This is a genomic window from Bradyrhizobium sp. 142 (genome assembly GCF_023074015.1).
In the GTDB taxonomy this organism is placed as follows: Bacteria; Pseudomonadota; Alphaproteobacteria; order Rhizobiales; family Xanthobacteraceae; genus Bradyrhizobium.
On record NZ_JADPKQ010000004.1, the window covers coordinates 59,642 to 77,348 of the forward strand.

Below are 17,707 nucleotides of genomic sequence, written 5' to 3' on the forward strand. Positions count from 1 at the left end.
GGAACCATGGCTGACGGTAAGAAGCTATCGTCGCTGGATGCGTCGTTTCTCTATCTGGAAACGCCGGAAATGCCGATGCATGTCGGCAGCATGGCGATCTTCCGCCTGCCAGACGACTACAAGGGCGACTTCTTCGAAGACTTCAAGGCGATGATCGTCTCGCGCCTGCACGTCGCGCCGATCCTGAAAGCGCGGCTGGAGAAGGCACCGCTCGACATCGACCATCCCTCCTGGGTCGAGGACGATCAGTTCGACATCGACCGCCACATCTTTCGCGCCAGCCTGCCCGCGCCACGCGACCGCGCCACGCTCGAGCGCATCGTCGGCTGGATGCATGCCAAGCTCCTGAACCGCGCCCGTCCGCTCTGGGAGTTCTATGTGTTCGAGGGCATGAAGGACAACGAGGTTGGGCTCTATTCCAAGATGCACCATGCCGCTATCGACGGCGGCGCCGGCGCGGCACTGACCAACATGATCTACGACATCTCGCCGATCCCGCGGCAGGTCGATCCGCCGATCGGCTGCACCAAGCCTGGACAGGAGCCGCGCGACATCGCCGCGAACCTGCTCGATTCGTATCAGCAGCTGTTCAGTCTGCCGCTCGATGCCTCGGCCGCTGCGAAGAATTTGCAGCTGCCGCGCACCGGCAAGAGCGACATCGGCTCGATCCTGTTCGACAATGCGATGTACCAGATCGAGAGCACGGTGCGCTTTGCCGGCAACATCCCGACCATGGTCAAGAGCGTCTCCGACGTGCTCGGCAAGATCGCCGATCCGAGGTCGCGCGAGAGCCTCGCCAGCATGGTGTCGCCGCCGACCATGCTGAACAAGACGATCTCGTCCGAACGCAGTTTCGCCGGCGTCTCGATCCCTTTGTCGCGGGCCAAGGCGCTCGCCAAGCAAGCCGGCGGCAAGCTGAATGACGTGGTGCTGGCGCTCGCCTCCGGCGTGGTCCGGCGCTACCTCAGGGAGTACAGCACTCTTCCCGCAAAATCGCTGACCGCGGCCGTGCCGATCTCGCTGCGCGAGGAGGGCAACACCGAGGCCAACAACCAGGTGTTCGGCATGATCTGCTCGATCGCGACCAACATCGACGATCCCAAGGCGCGGCTGGAAGCGATCATCGCGCAGTCGACCAAGTCCAAGGAGATGTCGCATCCGCTACGCGCGCTGATGCCGCAGGTCTCCAACATCTCGATGCTGGGCGCGCCGATGATGGTGCAGATCCTGGCCTTGCTCTACAGCCGGTCGAACTTGTCAGACGTGTTGCCGCCGGCCGCCAACATCACCGTCTCCAACGTGCCGGGGCCGCGGCAGACGCTCTACGCCGCCGGCGCCGAGCTGCTGCACATCTTCCCGGTGTCGATCTCGACGCACGGGCAGGCGCTCAACATCACCGTGCAGAGCTATCGCGACCAGCTCGATTTCGGCTTTATCGTCGGCGCCAACATCATTCCGCACGTGCAGGTGATGTGCGACATGTTGCCGGACGAGTTTGCCGCGCTGGAGGCGGCCTATGCGCCCCCCGCGGCCGACATCAAGAGTGCTGCGGAGTAGGGATGTTGTGATGATTGAAATGCCACCGCTCAAGTTCGTACCGACGAACGGAATCCGCATGGGCTATTACGAGACAGGCCCGATCACCGACAAGCCGCCAATGATCCTGTGCCACGGCTGGCCGGAGCTCGCCTTCTCCTGGCGTTACCAGATCAAGGCGCTGAGCGAGGCCGGGATCCGGGTGATCGCGCCGGACCAGCGCGGCTACGGGGCGACCGACCGGCCCGAGCCGGTCGACGACTACGACATCGAACATCTGACCGGAGACCTCGTCGGGCTGCTCGATCATCTCCAGATCGACAAGGCGGTCTTCGTCGGTCACGACTGGGGCGGCTTCGTCGTCTGGCAGATGCCGCTGCGGCACATCGAACGGGTTGCCGGGGTTGTCGGCATCAACACGCCTCATACCAACCGTGCCTGGGCCGATCCGATCGAGCTGCTGCGCGCCCGCTTCGGCGACAAGATGTACATCGTGCAGTTCCAGGATCCGGCGCGCGAACCCGACAGGATCTTTGGCAGCCGCGTCGAGCAGACATTCGATGCGTTCATGCGCAAGCCGGCGCCGCGTCCGCCCGACGCACCGGCCGAGGAGGTGGTTGCCGGCGTCGGCGCTTCGCCGCGGGTCAATCTGGCGTTTCCGCAGATGATTGCCGGGTATGATGCCAAGCATGATCCGCGTACACCGATCCTGTCGCCGGAAGAGAAGCAGGTGTTTGTCGACAACTTTACCAGGACCGGCTTTACCGGTGGCATCAACTGGTACCGCAACATGTCGCGCAACTGGATGCGCTCCGAAGGGCTCGATCACACGGTGCGCGTGCCGTCGCTGATGATCATGGCCGAGAACGACGCGGTGCTGCCGCCGTCTTCCGCCGACGGCATGGACAAGCTGATACCCGATCTCGAAAAGTACCTGGTCCGTGACAGCGGTCATTGGACGCAGCAGGAGAAGCCGGAAGAGGTCAGCGCCAAGCTGATCGAATGGCGTAGAAGGCGGTTCGGTTAGCTCGTCATTGCGAACTCGTTATTGCGAGGAGCGAAGCGACGAAGCAATCCAGACTGCCTCCGCGGAATATTTCTGGATTGCTTCACTTCGCTCGCAATCACGACATTGGTGCAGGGGGACTACATTTCAATGTCAGCCAAGAACCGACTGGACCCGATTCCGCAGCCGCCGACCAAGCCGGTGGTCGGCAACATGCTGTCGCTGGATTCGGCCGCGCCGGTGCAGCATCTGACCCGGCTTGCCAAGGAGCTGGGCCCGATCTTCTGGCTCGACATGATGGGCTCGCCGATCGTCGTCGTCTCCGGTCACGATCTCGTCGACGAACTCTCCGACGAGAAGCGTTTCGACAAGGCGGTGCGCGGCGCGCTGCGGCGCGTACGCGCGGTCGGCGGCGACGGCCTGTTCACTGCCGATACCAACGAGCCGAACTGGACCAAGGCGCACAACATCCTGCTCCAACCGTTCGGCAACCGCGCCATGCAGTCCTATCACCCGAGCATGGTCGATATCGCCGAGCAGCTCGTCAAGAAATGGGAACGGCTCAATGCCGACGACGAGATCGACGTCGTCCACGACATGACCGCGCTGACGCTGGACACGATCGGCCTGTGCGGCTTCGACTACCGTTTCAACTCATTCTACCGGCGCGACTACCATCCCTTTGTCGAGTCGCTGGTGCGCTCGCTCGAAACTATCATGATGACCCGCGGTTTGCCGTTCGAACAGATCTGGATGCAGAAGCGCCGCAAGACCATGGCCGAAGACGTCGCCTTCATGAACGCAATGGTCGACGATATCATTGCCGAACGGCGCAAGGGCGCAGAGGCGATCGACGACAAGAAGGACATGCTCGCGGCAATGATGACCGGCGTCGACCGCGCCACCGGCGAGCAGCTCGACGACGTCAACATCCGCTACCAGATCAACACATTCCTGATCGCGGGCCATGAGACCACCAGCGGCCTGTTGTCCTGCACGCTCTATGCGCTGTTGAAGCATCCGGAGATTCTGAAGAAGGCCTATGACGAGGTTGACCGCGTCTTCGGCCCCGACGTCGACGCCAGGCCGACCTATCAGCAGGTGACGCAGCTCACCTACATCACGCAGATTCTCAAAGAAGCGCTGCGGCTGTGGCCGCCAGCGCCTGCCTATGGCGTCTCGCCGCTCAAGGATGAGACCATCGGCGGCGGCAAGTACAAGCTCAGGAAGGGCACCTTCACGACGATCCTGGTGACGGCACTGCATCGCGACCCCAGCGTCTGGGGCCCGAACCCGGATGCCTTCGACCCCGAGAATTTCAGCCGCGAGGCGGAGGCCAAGCGTCCGGTCAACGCGTGGAAGCCGTTCGGCAACGGCCAGCGTGCCTGCATCGGCCGTGGCTTTGCCATGCACGAGGCCGCGCTCGCGCTTGGCATGATCCTTCAGCGCTTCAGGGTGGTCGACCATCAGCGCTATCAGATGCATCTAAAGGAGACGCTGACGATGAAGCCGGAAGGCTTCAAGATCAAGGTTCGTCCGCGCACCGATCGCGAGCGCGGCGCCTATGGCGGGCCCGCGGTGCCGGCGACGAGTGCGGGCACAAGCGCGCCCCGCGCGACGGCGCGGCCCGGGCACAATACGCCGCTGCTGGTGCTGTACGGTTCCAATCTCGGCACGGCGGAAGAGCTGGCAACCCGCGTCGCCGATCTCGCTGAGGTCAACGGCTTTGCCAGCAAGCTTGCTCCGCTCGACGACTATGCCGGCAAGCTGCCGGAGGAGGGCGGCGTGCTGATCTTCTGCGCCTCATATAACGGCGCGCCGCCGGACAACGCCTCGCAATTCGTGAAATGGCTGCACGGCGATGCATCGAAGGATGCACTATCGAAGGCGCGTTACGCCGTGTTCGGCTGCGGTAACAGCGATTGGGCCGCGACCTATCAGTCGGTGCCTCGGTTTATCGACGAGCAGCTTGCAGCTCGAGGCGCGCGCAGTCTCTATGCGCGCGGCGAGGGCGATACCAGGAGCGATCTCGACGGCCAGTTCGAAAAATGGTTCGCCGCCGCCGCGCCTGCGGCCATGAAAGAATGGGGTCTCACCGCGGACTTCAGCCGGAGCGCCGACGACGAACCGCTCTACAGGATCGAGCCGGTCGCGCCAGGCGCGGTCAACGCGATTGCGGCCCTTGGCGGCGCCGTCGCGATGAAGGCGCTCGTCAACGACGAGCTCCAGAACAAGAGCGGCCCCAATCCGTCCGAGCGCTCGACGCGGCACATCGAGGTGCAGTTGCCGCCGGGCGTGAGCTACCGCGTCGGCGACCATCTCAGCGTGGTGCCGCGCAACGATCCGGCACTGGTCGACGTCGTTGCGCGTCGCTTCGGCTTCCTCCCGGCAGACCAGATCAGGCTGCGGGTCGCCCAGGGACGCCGCGCGCAGCTGCCGGTCGGGGACAGCGTCTCGGTCGGCCAGCTGCTGACCGATTTCGTCGAGCTTCAGCAGGTCGCGACGCGAAAGCAGATCCAGATCATGGCGGAGCATACGCGCTGCCCGGTAACCAGGCCGAAGCTGCTCGGCGTCGTCGGCGACGAGGCCGAGGCTAGCGAGCGCTATCGCGCCGAGATCCTGGCCAAGCGCAAATCGGTGTTCGATCTTCTCACTGAATATCCGGCCTGCGAGCTGCCGTTCCACGCCTATCTCGAAATGCTCTCGCTGCTTGCGCCGCGCTATTATTCGATCTCGTCCTCGCCATCGGTCGATCCTGCCCGTTGCAGCATCACTGTTGGCGTGGTCGGCGGCCCGGCGACGTCCGGGCGCGGCCTCTACAAGGGCATCTGTTCGAACTATCTGAGCGAGCGCCGCGCGGGCGACACGGTCTACGCGGCGGTGCGGGAAACCAAGGCCGGCTTCCGCCTGCCGGACGATTCATCGGTGCCGATCATCATGATCGGTCCGGGGACGGGATTGGCGCCGTTCCGCGGGTTCCTTCAGGACCGCGCCGCGCGCAAGGCGAAGGGCGCCACCCTCGGCCAGGCGATGCTGTTCTTCGGCTGCCGTCATCCTGACCAGGACTATCTCTATGCGGATGAACTGAAGGGGCTGGCGGCCAGCGGCATCACCGAACTCTTCACGGCGTTCTCGCGCGCGGGTGGGCCGAAGACCTACGTGCAGCACTTGCTTGCCGCGCAGAAGGACAAGGTCTGGCTCCTGATCGAGCAGGGCGCCATCATCTATGTCTGCGGCGATGGCGGCAAGATGGAGCCCGACGTCAAGGCGGCGCTGGCTGCGATCTACCGCGAGAAGAGCGGCGGGGATGCGGCAGCAGCCGCGCGCTGGATCGAGAAGCTGGGTGCGAAGAACCGGTATGTGCTGGATGTCTGGGCAGGAGGGTGACCGCCGGCCCGATCGTGCTAAACATCGCGCATGATTCCCTGGGAAAAAATCGATACCGCCCGGATTCCCGGTTCGGACGGCGAGCTGCGCCTGATGCGTCGTGGAAAGGAGTTTTCCATCATGCTCGGCACCAACGAACTGATGAACAGCCGTCTGTCAGGCTCGGAGGCCGCCCTCGCGACGCTCGCGGCGAAGAAGATCGAGACGGTCGCAAAGCCACATGTGCTCATCGGCGGTCTCGGCATGGGCTTTACCTTGCGTGCGGCACTTGCCGTGCTCGGGAGCCAGGCGAGGATCGTGGTGTCCGAGCTCGTTCCGGCGGTGGTCGCGTGGGCGCGAGGTCCAATGGAACAAGTCTTCGGCGATAGCCTCGAGGACCCGCGAGCAATCATCCGTGAAACCGATGTCGCCAAAATCATCCGGGAGCATCGGTCGGCGTTCGACGCCATTCTCCTTGATGTCGACAACGGACCGGAGGGGCTGACCCGGAAGGGCAATGATGCACTCTATAGTTCCACCGGGTTGAAAGCGGCGAGGACGGCGCTGCGGCCGGGGGGCGTGCTGGCGGTCTGGTCATCGGGGCCCAACCCGGCATTCGCCAAGCGCCTCGGCGGCGCAGGGTTCGACGTCAACGAAGTCAATATCCGCGCAACCGGCAGAGGCGGTGGATCGCGCCATGTGATCTGGATCGCGACGAAGAATTAGCCCGTTTTTCGAGCCTCACGTTCTATCCGTCAGAACATCGTATTGTTATTCGCGGGAGTTTCGGGAATGGGCTGGACGACGTCCCAGTGCTCGACGATCTTGCCGTTCTCCAGCTTGAAGATGTCGACGATGGCGTTGCCCCTTGTGCCGGGTTCGCGAACCGCGTGAACGTGGAGAATGACGTAGTCACCGTCGACGAAGGATCGCTTGATCTCGCTGTGCGAGTTCGGAAACTTTTCACGCAGGAAGCCGATGAATTTGCGAAATCCCTCGGGACCGTCGGCGGCATTTGGATTGTGCTGGACATAGCGGTCACCGACATAGGCGAGCGCGGAGTCAGCATCCTTCTGATTGAGGCCCTTCTCGTAGAATGCAAGCACGGCCTTGCGATTGGCCTCCTCCTGCGCGTCGCCGGCACTTGCGCTGACGTGAGCGGAGAGCGCAAAAAGAACCGAAGCGGCGATCATTGCGGCTGATCGGAAGACGAGATTCATGATGACTCCGAGAGGCGGTAGCCCCTTCTCCTGTTATGCAGAGCGCTGGTATAACGTTGGCGCAGGCTGGCCGTAAGATGGTATCCGGGAGCTCACATGGTCACCGCGAGGAGACCGGTTGTCGCGCTACTCCGCCTTCGCCGCCGCGCCATGCGCGTGGCTGTCGATGGCATCGATGATTTGTGGCCAGAATCGCATCGGCAACGCGTGGCCCATGCCCTCGATCATCAACAGTTTTGCGCCGGGGATCGATGCCGCCGTGTCCTTGCCGCCCTCGGGCCGCACCAGGGGATCGACGGTGCCGTGTATAACCAGCGTCGGTGCCCTGACGTCGTGCAGGCGTTCCTTGCGGCTGCCGGAGGCAAGCACGGCGCGGAGCTGCCGGCCGACGCCGGCCGGATTGAGCCCGCGCGCGAACACGCGCTCGGCGCGGCCGGGATCGAGCGCCTCTTCCTCGGGAAAGAAGCCGGCCCGCAAGATCTTCCAGGTCTGGCCGTAGCGGACGATGAATTCCTCTTTGCTGCGCGGCGGCGGCGCCATCAGCATTGCGGCGGCCTCGCGCGTTGGCGGCGGCACGCGTGGATTGCCGGTGGTCGACATGATCGAGGTCAGGGAGCGCACGCGCGCTGGAAGCGACAACGTCACCTCCTGCGCGATCATGCCGCCCATGGAGGCGCCGACCAGATGCGCGGACTTGATGCCGAGCGCGTCCATCAGGCCGACCGTATCCTTGGCCATGTCGATCAGCTTGTAGGTTGCGGCAACCGGTATCCTGAGAAAGCGCAATTTCAGGAGTTCGAGCGGCGTGAGGCGCTTGCCGCCGGCCAGATGGCTCGATTTGCCGATGTCGCGATTGTCGAAACGGATCACGCGAAAGCCGCGTGCGGCGAGCTGTTCGCAGAAGGGGTCGTCCCAGTGGATCATCTGGGCGCCTAACCCCATGATCAGCAGCAGCGGCTCGGCATTGTCGTTGCCGAAAATCTCATAACAGATGTCGATGCCGTTGGCGCGAACGATCTGGGGCGGCTGATGGGCGGAGGCGTTCACGGGCGTTCCTCTTGCAACGAGAAGAGTGCTGTATCGCACGGTTTGCCGCGGCAAAGAAGCCGGGCGACGAGGCCGTCGCTTACCCGTTGACCGGCCCGTCACAACCGTGTGGTATGGCAGCAAAAGAAGGGCAAAAGACCCTCGACATCCGGAGGACGCCGATGACCGACAAGATCACCGATCCGGTTGCCTTGTGGCAGAAGATGATTGGCGAGATGGAGAAAGGCTTCAACTCGTTTGCCACCAAGGCGATGGAGACACCCGAATTCTCCCAGGCCGTGAACCGTGCCGGCGGCGTTGCTGCGGGCGCTCAGAAACAGTTCAGCGACATCATGGAGAAGTATCTGCTCTCGCTGAACCTGCCCAGCCGAGAGCAGATGACCGGCATCGCTGAACGGTTGCAAGCCATAGAAGGCCAGATTGGCGAGATCAAGTCTATGCTGCGCCAGATATCGGCCACTCCGGGCGAAAAGCAGATTGGAGCCGCGCCGCGGCCGCCGCGCACAAGACGTCCGCCGTCCGAAGGCGGAGAGCAAAAATGAACGCGCCGACGGGACTTGATTTCGCATCTGTTCCGGAACGCATCCAGTCAGAGGTGCAGCGCGCAATCCAGCGCAGCATCAAGGGTGTCGAATATTTCTCGACCTCGGGCCCGACGCTCGGGTCGACGCCGAAAGACGTGCTGCACTCGCGCGGTACGATGAGCCTCTATCACTACCGGCCGATGTCCGACGAGATCTACCGCGTGCCGGTGCTGATCGTGATGGCGACGACAAACCGCGGCTACATCCTCGATCTCGTGCCTGGCCAGAGCTTCATCGAGTTCCTGCTCAATCGCGGCTACGATGTCTACATGCTCGACTGGAACGCGCCGCGTCCGGAGGAGAAGAGTCTGCGGATGGAGGACTATGTCCTCGACTTCATCCCGGATTGCGTACGCCGTGTGCAGCAGGATTCCGGCGAGCAGGACGTTTCGGTCATCGGCTATTGCTTCGGCGGCGTGCTATCGCTGCTCTACGGCTCGATCTTTCCGGATGGGCCGATGAAGAATTTGATCTGCTTTACTACGCCGATCGATTTTCGCGAGATGAAGCTGTTTTCGAACTTTTCCGACCGCCGCTATTTCGACGTCGACCGTCTCGTCGACAGCGTCGGCAACGTGCCGCCGGAGATGATCCTGTCGTCGTTCGAGATGCTGCGGCCGGCATCGCGCACGGTGAGCCAGATTCAGCTCTGGGAAAACATCTGGAACGACGAGTTCGTCAAATCCTACCGCATGTTCGATCGCTGGGCGACCGACACGCTGCCGTTGGCCGGCGAGTACTTCCGCACCATCACCAAGGATCTGATGTGGGACAACAAGCTGTTCAACGACACCATGTCGGTCGGCGGCCGTGCGGCGAAACTTGAGAACATCAAGGTGCCGTTCCTGCACGCGGTCGCCGAGCACGATCACATCGTGCCCTATGACTCCGCAAAGCATCTGATCGCCAAGATCGGATCCGAGGACAAGGAAGAGGTGATGCTGAAAGGCGGTCACGTCTCCCTCGTGGCAGGCGCCAACGCGGTCAAGCGACTGTGGCCGAAACTGGACTCGTGGTTGGGAAAGAGATCGACATGAACGAGCAGCGTTCCTATCCGCGTCGCATCAAGACCGAGGCGGGCGATATCGAGATTCGCCTGATGTCGCCGGCGGACGAGGCCGCGGTGCTCACCTTCGGCAAGGGCCTGCCGACCCACGACCTGCTGTTCCTGCCGCGCAATATCAGCGAGCCGAAAGTGCTCTCGGCCTGGGTCAAGGAGATCGAGCGCGGCGCTATCACGAGCCTGCTCGCGCTAACGGACGGCAAGGTCGTCGGCTGCGGCACGCTGGTGCGCGATCCCCACTCCTGGTCGCCTCATGTCGGCGAGATCCGCATGTTGGTTTCGCCCGACGTCCGCGGGAAGGGGGTCGGGAAGGCGCTGTCGCAGGAGACCTTTGCGCTCGCGCTCGGCGCCGGTCTCGAGAAGCTCTCGGTCCAGATGACGGTGGATCAGCAGGCGGCGATCACCCTGTTCGAAAGCCTCGGCTTCAAGGCCGAGGCGCTGCTGCGGGACCATGTCCGGGACGTCGACGGCAAGACTCACGACATCGTCGTTCTCGGTCACAACATCGCGCAGGTCCAGGCCCAGATGGAGGCCTACGGGCTGCCAGGCGCCGTCCAACACTGAGCCCATCGCCTTCAATTGGAACCGAGCGACCAGGAAGGCAGCACAGTGCCAGTTTCTAAGGCTGATCACGTTTTCGTGATATCGCACCGCAATACTGATATTGCACTGCACAATTAACTATGCCATATAAGCCGTGCCCCGGGCCAAATCGGACGGGGTGAGCCCATAGCTCAAATCAATGAGGATGGAGAGACCCAATGACCACCGAAACCAACACCGCTTTCGAGGGCTTCAAGGACGCGTTCAAGAACATCCAGAACCTGGACGTTCCTGAGGCTGCCCGCGAGTTCGTCAAGAAGTCGGCCAACACCGCCAAGGATCGTGCTGCCGAGGTTTTCGCCGGCTCCGAGCGCGTGACCGCGGTCATCGAGAATGCCGTGACCGAATCCGTCACCGAGGCCGGCAAGATCAGCCGCAACATCCAGCAGGCGATCTATGAGGACGCCGAGGCGTTCTTCGCAGGCATCGACAAGCTCGCGTCGGCCAAGTCGATCAACGAAGCCGTCCAGATCCAGTCGGACATGCTCCGTGCACGTGGCGAAGCGTTCGTCTCGCGCGCCAAGGCGACCACTGACTATCTCGGCAAGCTCGCCGCCAACGGTGCGAAGTCCGCTCAGGACAATTTCGCCAAGGCCTACACCAAGACGGCCTGATTGCGCGTCTGAGGTGAGAACTGAATTTTAAGGCCCGCTTCGGCGGGCCTTGTTTTTGGTGTGCCGAGCATGTTCGACAGCTTGGAGGTGGAAGTCCTTTACCCAGCCTGATGGCGGCGAAGGGTTAGCGAAGCGCAAGGGCGTCATCGCGAGATGGGGTTTGAAGGAAGCGTGGAGCAAACCTGCGGCCCGATGGACAAGAACCGGATAACGAGGCCTACCCAGCCGGACGAGCGAGCCAATGATCGCAAAGTCCACAGTCATCAAGGACTGGGGTGGTAAATCCGGCGGGCGTGCAGGGAAGGCGGTCGAACTTACCTCGGGAGATCTCCGGCGTGTCCGGGAGACCGGACTGAGCGGGCCGCAAGGTTCGTGATCGCGACGGAGAAGTCAGCAGACGGCATAGTAGGCGGAACGAGTTTCGCTGAAGGCCCGAACGCTGGAAAGACGTTTTGGATGTGGAAACCTCGAGCCGGCCATGCGGCGGAAATCCAGGTCGCAAAACAAGCCGTTCGCGCTCAATCCGGTGAACCGCCGTATACGGACCCGTATGTACGGTGGTGTGGGAGGGGAGAGTCGCGAGACTCCCCCTATCCCGATCGCCGCCGTCATTGCGAGCGAAGCGAAGCAATCCAGAGTCTTTCCACGGAGACGGTCTGGATTGCTTCGCTTCGCTCGCAATGACGGAGTAGTGTGATGCAGTGATGACTCCACCCGCCACCTTCTCTTTCGATACTCCCGGCGACACCGAGCGCGCAGCTGAACTGCGGCGCGTCAAGGCGTTGGCCACGTTGGTGCTGGCCTCGACGCTCGGGCTGTTCGTTGTCGCGAAATGGTTGTTGCCCGTGCATCCCGTATTCGGCTTCATCGCCGCCTTCGCGGAGGCGGCGACCATCGGAGGTATTGCGGACTGGTATGCGGTGGTCGCGCTGTTCAAGCGGCCCCTCGGCCTGCCGATCCCGCACACCGCGATCATCCAGAGCAACCAGGCCCGCATCGCCGACAAGCTGGGCGAATTCATCCAGGTGCATTTTCTCGAGGCCGGTCCGGTCGAGGCCAAGCTGAAGGAGATCGACTTTGGCTCCTTCGTTGCCGATTGGCTCCGCGACCGCAAGCGCAGCGACGATCTCGCGCGCTTCGCGCTCCGCCTGCTGCCTGAAGCGTTCTCGGCGACGGAAAGCTCCGGCCTGATGACCTTCATCGTCCGCCGCATGTCCTCGCAGCTCCAGGCGATCGACCTCGCGCCGCTCGCCGCCGGCACGCTGCACGGCTTCGTCGCGGAGGGACGGCACCAGATCCTGTTCGACGATCTCCTGCGCGTGATGCACGACACGCTGAATCAGAAGGAGACGATGGCGATGATCCGCGAGAAGGTACGCGCGGAATTGCCGACCTTGCTCAGGCTCTACCGCGCGGACAAGTTTCTGGTGAACAAGATCGTGGCGTCGGCGACGGCCTTCTTCGATGAAGTGCGGGCCGACCCGAAGCACCCATTCCGCGGCGAGTTCGACCGCATGGTGCTGACCTTCGTCGACCGGCTCGGCACCGATCGGACCTATGTCGATCGCATCGACGGCCTGAAGCGCGATCTGCTGGCGCGCCCCGAGCTTGCCGATCTCGCCCGCACCGTCTGGGCCAACACTCGTTCCTTCATCGAGCGCAGCGCATCGGGCGAGACGCAGGTGTTGCAGCATCATCTCGCCGGCGTGTTCGTCTCCGCCGGTGAAGCCCTGGCCGGCGATGCCGAGCTGCGTGGCGAGATCAACAAGGGACTGGTGACGGTGCTGCGCAGCGTCGTCGCCGACCAGAAGAGCGGCGTCTCGACCTTCATCTCCGACCAGGTCAAGTCGTGGAATATGACGCAGCTGATTTCGCTGATCGAAATCAACATAGGGCGCGACCTGCAATACATCCGATTCAATGGCTCGCTGATCGGTGGACTCGCTGGCCTTGCCCTCTACTCCGTAGAATTCCTGCTTCGATTGCTGTGACTTTTGCATCACGGCCGCCAGCATTAGCGCGCGGCCCTATTGTCGCCCCAAGCTCCACCGGCTTGAATGTGGGAACCCGGCCGCTTAGCTGATTCATGTTGCGTTGCGGAACGTTCGAGACGCCGGCGTATTGGAATTCATCTCCATTTGCCGGCACGCTGCCGGAGCCTTTTCAGAGGAAAATTGATGACCGCTGCTGCCCAGACGCTGCGTCCGCCGTCCCGCACCCTGATGTTTCTGGAGGGGCGCGCGATCCACGAACTCGGCGCATTCCTCGGCGCGTTGCCGCTGCTCAGCCTCGCCCCACACGGCGACGGGCACCCGGTTCTGGTGCTGCCCGGTCTCGTGGCCTCCGACACGTCTACGCGCCCGCTGCGATCGTTCCTGACGAGCAAGGGCTATGCGGTGGCCGGGTGGCGTCAGGGCCGCAACTATGGCCTGCGCCCTGGCGTGCTAAATGCGATGGTCGATCTGGTTCAGGAACTGAGCGACACCCATGGCCGCAAGATCAGCCTGGTCGGCTGGAGCCTCGGCGGCCTCTATGCGCGCCAACTCGCCAAGATGATGCCGGAGCGCGTGCGCCAGGTGATCACGCTCGGCAGCCCCTTTGCGGGCGATCCCAAATCGACCAATGCCTGGCGCGTCTACGAATGGGCCAGCGGACAACGCGCCGATCAGGTCGATCCGCGCTTTGGCGGCGAACTTGCTGTTCCGCCGCCAGTGCCGACCACGGCGATCTTCAGCCGCACCGACGGCGTCTGCGCCTGGCAGGGCTGCATGGAGAAGACGGGCGCCAAAACCGAGAGCATCGAGGTCGAGAGCAGCCATTGCGGCATGGGCCACCATCCGGCCGCGGTTTATGCGGTCGCCGACCGCCTCGCGCAGCGGGAAGGCGCGTGGCGGCCGTTTGACCGTACCGGCTGGCGCAGCCTGGTTTATCCGGATCCGAACAGGTGATGCACTTTCTTCTTCTTCGCCTCTCCCCGTAAGAACGACGTAAGAACGGGGAGAGGGAGACAACAGCGTCGCACCCATCCATTGTCGCGCCTGCACTAAACGCGCTATGGCTCGCGTATGGCGCATCCGCTCTCCCGCATCGTCGATCAGCTCAAGCGCGAGCCGTCTCGCACCGGCTCCATCGTCATCACCATGTTCGGCGATGCCATCGTGCCGCGTGGCGGCTCGGTGTGGCTCGGCACGCTGCTTGAATTCTTCGAAGGCCTCGCGATCGACGGCGGCGTGGTGCGCACCGCGATGTCGCGCCTTGCGGCCGACGGCTGGCTGACGCGCGAAAAGGTCGGCCGCAACAGTTTTTATCGTCTCGCCGAAAAAGGCCGCCAGACGTTTGAAGCTGCCACGCGTCACATCTACGACCCGCCGCCGTCGGACTGGACCGGCCGATTCGAGCTCTTGCTGATCGGCAACGGCGAAGACCGCGATGCCTCGCGCGAAGCGCTGCGCAATGCCGGCTTCGGCAGTCCGTTGCCGGGCGTATGGGTCGCGCCGTCAGGCGTCCCTGTGCCGGAAGAGGCTGCTGGCGCCATCCGTCTTGAGGTCTCGGCCGAGGACGACAGCGGGCGCCGGCTGCTCAGGGCGAGCTGGCCGCTGGACCGCACTGCGGACGCGTATCTGAAGTTCCTGAAAATGTTCGAGCCGCTGCGTGCCGCAATCGGGCGCGGCACGGAGTTGTCCGATATCGACGCCTTCACCGCGCGTATCCTGTTGATCCACTACTACCGCCGTGTCGTGCTGCGCGATCCACTTTTGCCGGATAGCCTGCTGCCGGCGGACTGGCCGGGCAGGGCCGCTCGCGAGCTCTGCGGCGAGATCTATCGCGCGCTGCTTGCCCCATCGGAGCAATGGCTTGACGGCTATGGAACCAACGAGAAAGGGCCATTGCCGCCGGCACGAAAGCTCCTGGAACGGAGGTTTGGTGCTTAATCTTTATATTACAGAAATATCTTGCATGACGAAATTTCTGTTATATATTATCTCCCAATAATTCGGGAGGATGCGCGTGTATACCCAGGCGCTGAATACGGCCGAGGCCGACGACCGCCATGTCGAGGATGTGGCGCGTGCTGCGCAGTTCCAGGCCCGCATCGATGCCGAGGAACGCATCGAGCCGAATGACTGGATGCCGGCGGCCTATCGCAAGACGCTGACGCGCCAGATCTCCCAGCACGCCCATTCCGAAATCGTCGGCATGCTGCCCGAGGGCAACTGGATCACGCGCGCGCCGAGCTTGCGCCGCAAGGCCGCGCTGCTGGCCAAAGTGCAGGATGAGTGCGGCCACGGGCTCTATCTCTATGCCGCTGCCGAGACGCTCGGTATCTCGCGCGAGGAGCTGGTCGATGCGATGCTCGCCGGCAAGGCGAAATACTCCTCAATCTTCAATTATCCGACGCTGACCTGGGCCGACATCGGCACTATCGGCTGGCTGGTCGACGGCGCCGCGATCATGAACCAGATCCCGCTGTGCCGCTGCTCGTACGGACCCTACGCACGCGCGATGATCCGCGTGTGCAAGGAAGAGTCCTTTCATCAGCGCCAGGGCTACGAGATCATGCTGACGCTGTGCCGCGGCTCCGACGAGCAGAAGGCTATGGCGCAGGATGCACTGAATCGGTGGTGGTGGCCGGTGCTGATGATGTTCGGTCCGCCCGATGCCACCAGCCAGCATAGCGATACCTCGACGAAGTGGAAGATCAAGCGCTTCTCCAACGACGAGCTGCGCCAGAAATTCGTCGATGCCACCGTGCCGCAGGCCCAATATCTCGGGCTGACCATTCCCGACGCCGGCATGACGCAGGATGCCGACGGGCATTGGCGCTACAGCGAGATCGACTGGACCGAGTTCAAGCAGGTGCTTGCCGGCAATGGCCCCTGCAACCGTGACCGCATGGCCGCACGCCGCAAGGCCCATGAGGACGGCGCCTGGGTGCGCGAGGCTGCTGCTGCGTATGCCGCGAAGCGTGCGCATCGTCAGACCGCGCAAGCGGCCGAGTAGGGAGATCGCGATGGCCACGCCGAACACACCGCTGTGGGAAGTCTTCATTCGCAGCCGCAACGGGCTCGCACACAAGCATGTCGGCTCGCTGCATGCGAGCGACGCCACGATGGCGCTGCAGGCGGCCCGCGACATCTACACCCGCCGCGGCGAGGGCCTCTCGATCTGGGTGGTGCCGTCCACCGCGATCACCGCGAGCGATCCCGCCGAGAAGGGCATGATGTTCGAGCCGGCGGAGTCGAAGATCTACCGGCACCCGACGTTCTACGAGGTGCCGGACGAAGTGGGGCACATGTGATGCCCGTCGCCAACATCCAAGTCTCCGAAACCCCGCAGGTGCTCTATGCGCTGCGCCGCGCCGACGACGCGCTCATCCTCGGTCATCGGCTGTCGGAATGGTGCGGATATGCGCCGATGTTGGAAGAGGACATGGCGCTTTCCAATATCGCGCTCGACCTCATCGGCCAGGCGCGCGAGCTCTATACTTACGCAGCCAAGATCGAAGGCAAGGACAACGACGAAGACAAGCTCGCTTATTTGCGCGACGTGCGCCAGTATCGCAACCTGCTGCTGGTCGAGCAGCCGAACGGCGATTTCGCCCAGACGCTGGTGCGGCAGTTCTTCTATTCCGCCTTCGCCGACCTTTACTGGCGCGCGATGATAGCTTCGCGCGATGCGACGCTTGCTGCCATTGCCGCGAAATCCGAGAAGGAGAGCGCCTATCACCTTCGCCATGCCTCGGAATGGATCATCCGGCTCGGCGACGGCACGGAAGAAAGCCACGCCCGCGCGCAAGCCGCGATCGATCATCTCTGGGCCTTCACCGGCGAGATGTTCGCGGTCGATGCCGGCGAGCGCGGCCTGATCCATGCCGGTATCGCAATCGACCCCGAGAGCCTGCGCGGCCGCTGGCTGAACACCGTGTCGGGGGTCATTGGTGAAGCCACGTTCATGCTGCCGCAAAACGATTGGATGCAGCAGGGCGGCCGTGTCGGCCGGCACAGCGAGCATCTCGGCCATCTCCTCAGCGAGTTGCAATCGATGCAGCGCACTTTCCCGGGGCTGACATGGTGACCGTGTCGGACAGGAATGCCGAGCTGCGCCGGCGCGCCTGGGACGCCGCTGCAAGCGTCGTCGATCCCGAAATTCCGGTGCTGACCATTGCCGATCTCGGCGTGCTGCGCGACGTCGTTATCGACGAAGATCATGTCGAGGTCGCGATCACTCCGACCTACTCGGGTTGCCCGGCTATGAACATGATCGCGCTCGAAATCGAGCTCGCGCTGGAGCGCGCCGGCTTCGGTCGCCCAAGCGTGCGCACCGTACTGTCGCCGGCCTGGACCACTGACTGGATGAGCGAGGAGGGACGCCGGAAGCTGCGCGCGTACGGCATTGCGCCGCCCCAAGCCTCGAACTCACGCCGCGCGCTGTTCGGTGAGCAGACAGTCGCATGCCCGCAATGCGGCTCCGGCAACACCGAGCTGCTGTCCGAATTCGGCTCGACCTCCTGCAAGGCGCTCTGGCGCTGCAAGGCCTGCCGCGAGCCCTTCGACTATTTCAAGTGTCATTGAGAGACGCACGATGCCAACCCCAATCGTCATTGCGAGCGAAGCGAAGCAATCCAGAAATACATCCGCGGAGACAGACTGGATTGCTTCGTCGCAAGG

Annotated in this window: 17 protein-coding genes; 15 read left to right on the forward strand and 2 right to left on the reverse strand. The window is 63.2% G+C overall.

What is annotated here, in order from left to right:
- Positions 1–6: 6 nt before the first annotated feature.
- From IVA82_RS00405 to IVA82_RS00420, 4 genes are all read left to right on the forward strand, one after another.
- Positions 7–1,557, forward strand: a complete 1,551-nt coding sequence (locus IVA82_RS00405; protein WP_247389407.1) for a wax ester/triacylglycerol synthase family O-acyltransferase — start codon at positions 7–9, stop codon at positions 1,555–1,557.
- Between the two features lie 10 nt (positions 1,558–1,567).
- Complete coding sequence (locus IVA82_RS00410) at positions 1,568–2,563, forward strand: alpha/beta hydrolase (protein WP_247389406.1); 996 nt, start codon at positions 1,568–1,570, stop codon at positions 2,561–2,563.
- Positions 2,564–2,692: 129 nt separating this feature from the next.
- Positions 2,693–5,929, forward strand: a complete 3,237-nt coding sequence (locus tag IVA82_RS00415; protein WP_247389405.1) for a cytochrome P450 — start codon at positions 2,693–2,695, stop codon at positions 5,927–5,929.
- Between the two features lie 30 nt (positions 5,930–5,959).
- A complete protein-coding gene (locus IVA82_RS00420) occupies positions 5,960–6,634 on the forward strand; it encodes a spermidine synthase (RefSeq protein ID WP_247389404.1) in 675 nt (224 codons plus the stop codon).
- A gap of 29 nt (positions 6,635–6,663) precedes the next feature.
- Here IVA82_RS00420 and IVA82_RS00425 read toward each other — a convergent pair whose 3' ends face one another.
- Both IVA82_RS00425 and IVA82_RS00430 read right to left on the reverse strand, forming a co-directional pair.
- The gene (locus IVA82_RS00425) at positions 6,664–7,128 is read right to left on the reverse strand and encodes a nuclear transport factor 2 family protein (protein ID WP_247389403.1); all 465 of its coding nucleotides are present in this window, start codon (positions 7,126–7,128) and stop codon (positions 6,664–6,666) included.
- Positions 7,129–7,254: 126 nt separating this feature from the next.
- A complete protein-coding gene (locus tag IVA82_RS00430) occupies positions 7,255–8,175 on the reverse strand; it encodes an alpha/beta hydrolase (RefSeq protein ID WP_247389402.1) in 921 nt (306 codons plus the stop codon).
- 161 nt (positions 8,176–8,336) lie between these two features.
- Here IVA82_RS00430 and IVA82_RS00435 point away from each other — a divergent pair, with 161 nt between their 5' ends.
- The 11 genes from IVA82_RS00435 to paaD all read left to right on the forward strand — a co-directional run bounded on the left by IVA82_RS00435 (position 8,337) and on the right by paaD (position 17,611).
- Entirely contained in the window at positions 8,337–8,717 is a 381-nt protein-coding gene (locus IVA82_RS00435) for a hypothetical protein (RefSeq protein WP_247389401.1), read from the forward strand.
- Positions 8,714–9,796 (forward strand): alpha/beta fold hydrolase, encoded by a 1,083-nt coding sequence (locus IVA82_RS00440; RefSeq protein WP_247389400.1) that lies wholly within the window; start codon positions 8,714–8,716, stop codon positions 9,794–9,796. Before IVA82_RS00435 ends, IVA82_RS00440 begins: the two co-directional genes overlap by 4 nt.
- Positions 9,793–10,386, forward strand: coding sequence for a GNAT family N-acetyltransferase (locus IVA82_RS00445; RefSeq protein WP_247389399.1), 594 nt, complete (start codon positions 9,793–9,795; stop codon positions 10,384–10,386). Before IVA82_RS00440 ends, IVA82_RS00445 begins: the two co-directional genes overlap by 4 nt.
- Positions 10,387–10,583: 197 nt before the next feature.
- A complete protein-coding gene (locus IVA82_RS00450) occupies positions 10,584–11,039 on the forward strand; it encodes a phasin (protein ID WP_148737314.1) in 456 nt (151 codons plus the stop codon).
- Between the two features lie 704 nt (positions 11,040–11,743).
- On the forward strand, positions 11,744–13,030 hold the full coding sequence (locus IVA82_RS00455) for a DUF445 domain-containing protein (RefSeq protein WP_247389398.1): 1,287 nt from the start codon (positions 11,744–11,746) through the stop codon (positions 13,028–13,030).
- A gap of 186 nt (positions 13,031–13,216) precedes the next feature.
- Positions 13,217–13,987, forward strand: a complete 771-nt coding sequence (locus IVA82_RS00460) for an alpha/beta hydrolase (protein WP_247389397.1) — start codon at positions 13,217–13,219, stop codon at positions 13,985–13,987.
- Between the two features lie 117 nt (positions 13,988–14,104).
- Complete coding sequence (paaX, locus tag IVA82_RS00465; RefSeq protein WP_247389396.1) at positions 14,105–14,971, forward strand: phenylacetic acid degradation operon negative regulatory protein PaaX; 867 nt, start codon at positions 14,105–14,107, stop codon at positions 14,969–14,971.
- A gap of 76 nt (positions 14,972–15,047) precedes the next feature.
- Positions 15,048–16,040 (forward strand): 1,2-phenylacetyl-CoA epoxidase subunit PaaA, encoded by a 993-nt coding sequence (gene paaA / locus IVA82_RS00470; protein ID WP_247389395.1) that lies wholly within the window; start codon positions 15,048–15,050, stop codon positions 16,038–16,040.
- A gap of 10 nt (positions 16,041–16,050) precedes the next feature.
- A complete protein-coding gene (paaB, locus tag IVA82_RS00475) occupies positions 16,051–16,338 on the forward strand; it encodes a 1,2-phenylacetyl-CoA epoxidase subunit PaaB (protein ID WP_080136639.1) in 288 nt (95 codons plus the stop codon).
- The gene (gene paaC / locus IVA82_RS00480; protein ID WP_247389394.1) at positions 16,338–17,114 is read left to right on the forward strand and encodes a 1,2-phenylacetyl-CoA epoxidase subunit PaaC; all 777 of its coding nucleotides are present in this window, start codon (positions 16,338–16,340) and stop codon (positions 17,112–17,114) included. The genes paaB and paaC overlap by 1 nt, the downstream gene beginning before the upstream one ends.
- Complete coding sequence (gene paaD / locus IVA82_RS00485; protein WP_247389393.1) at positions 17,108–17,611, forward strand: 1,2-phenylacetyl-CoA epoxidase subunit PaaD; 504 nt, start codon at positions 17,108–17,110, stop codon at positions 17,609–17,611. The genes paaC and paaD overlap by 7 nt, the downstream gene beginning before the upstream one ends.
- The last annotated feature ends 96 nt before the right edge of the window (positions 17,612–17,707 follow it).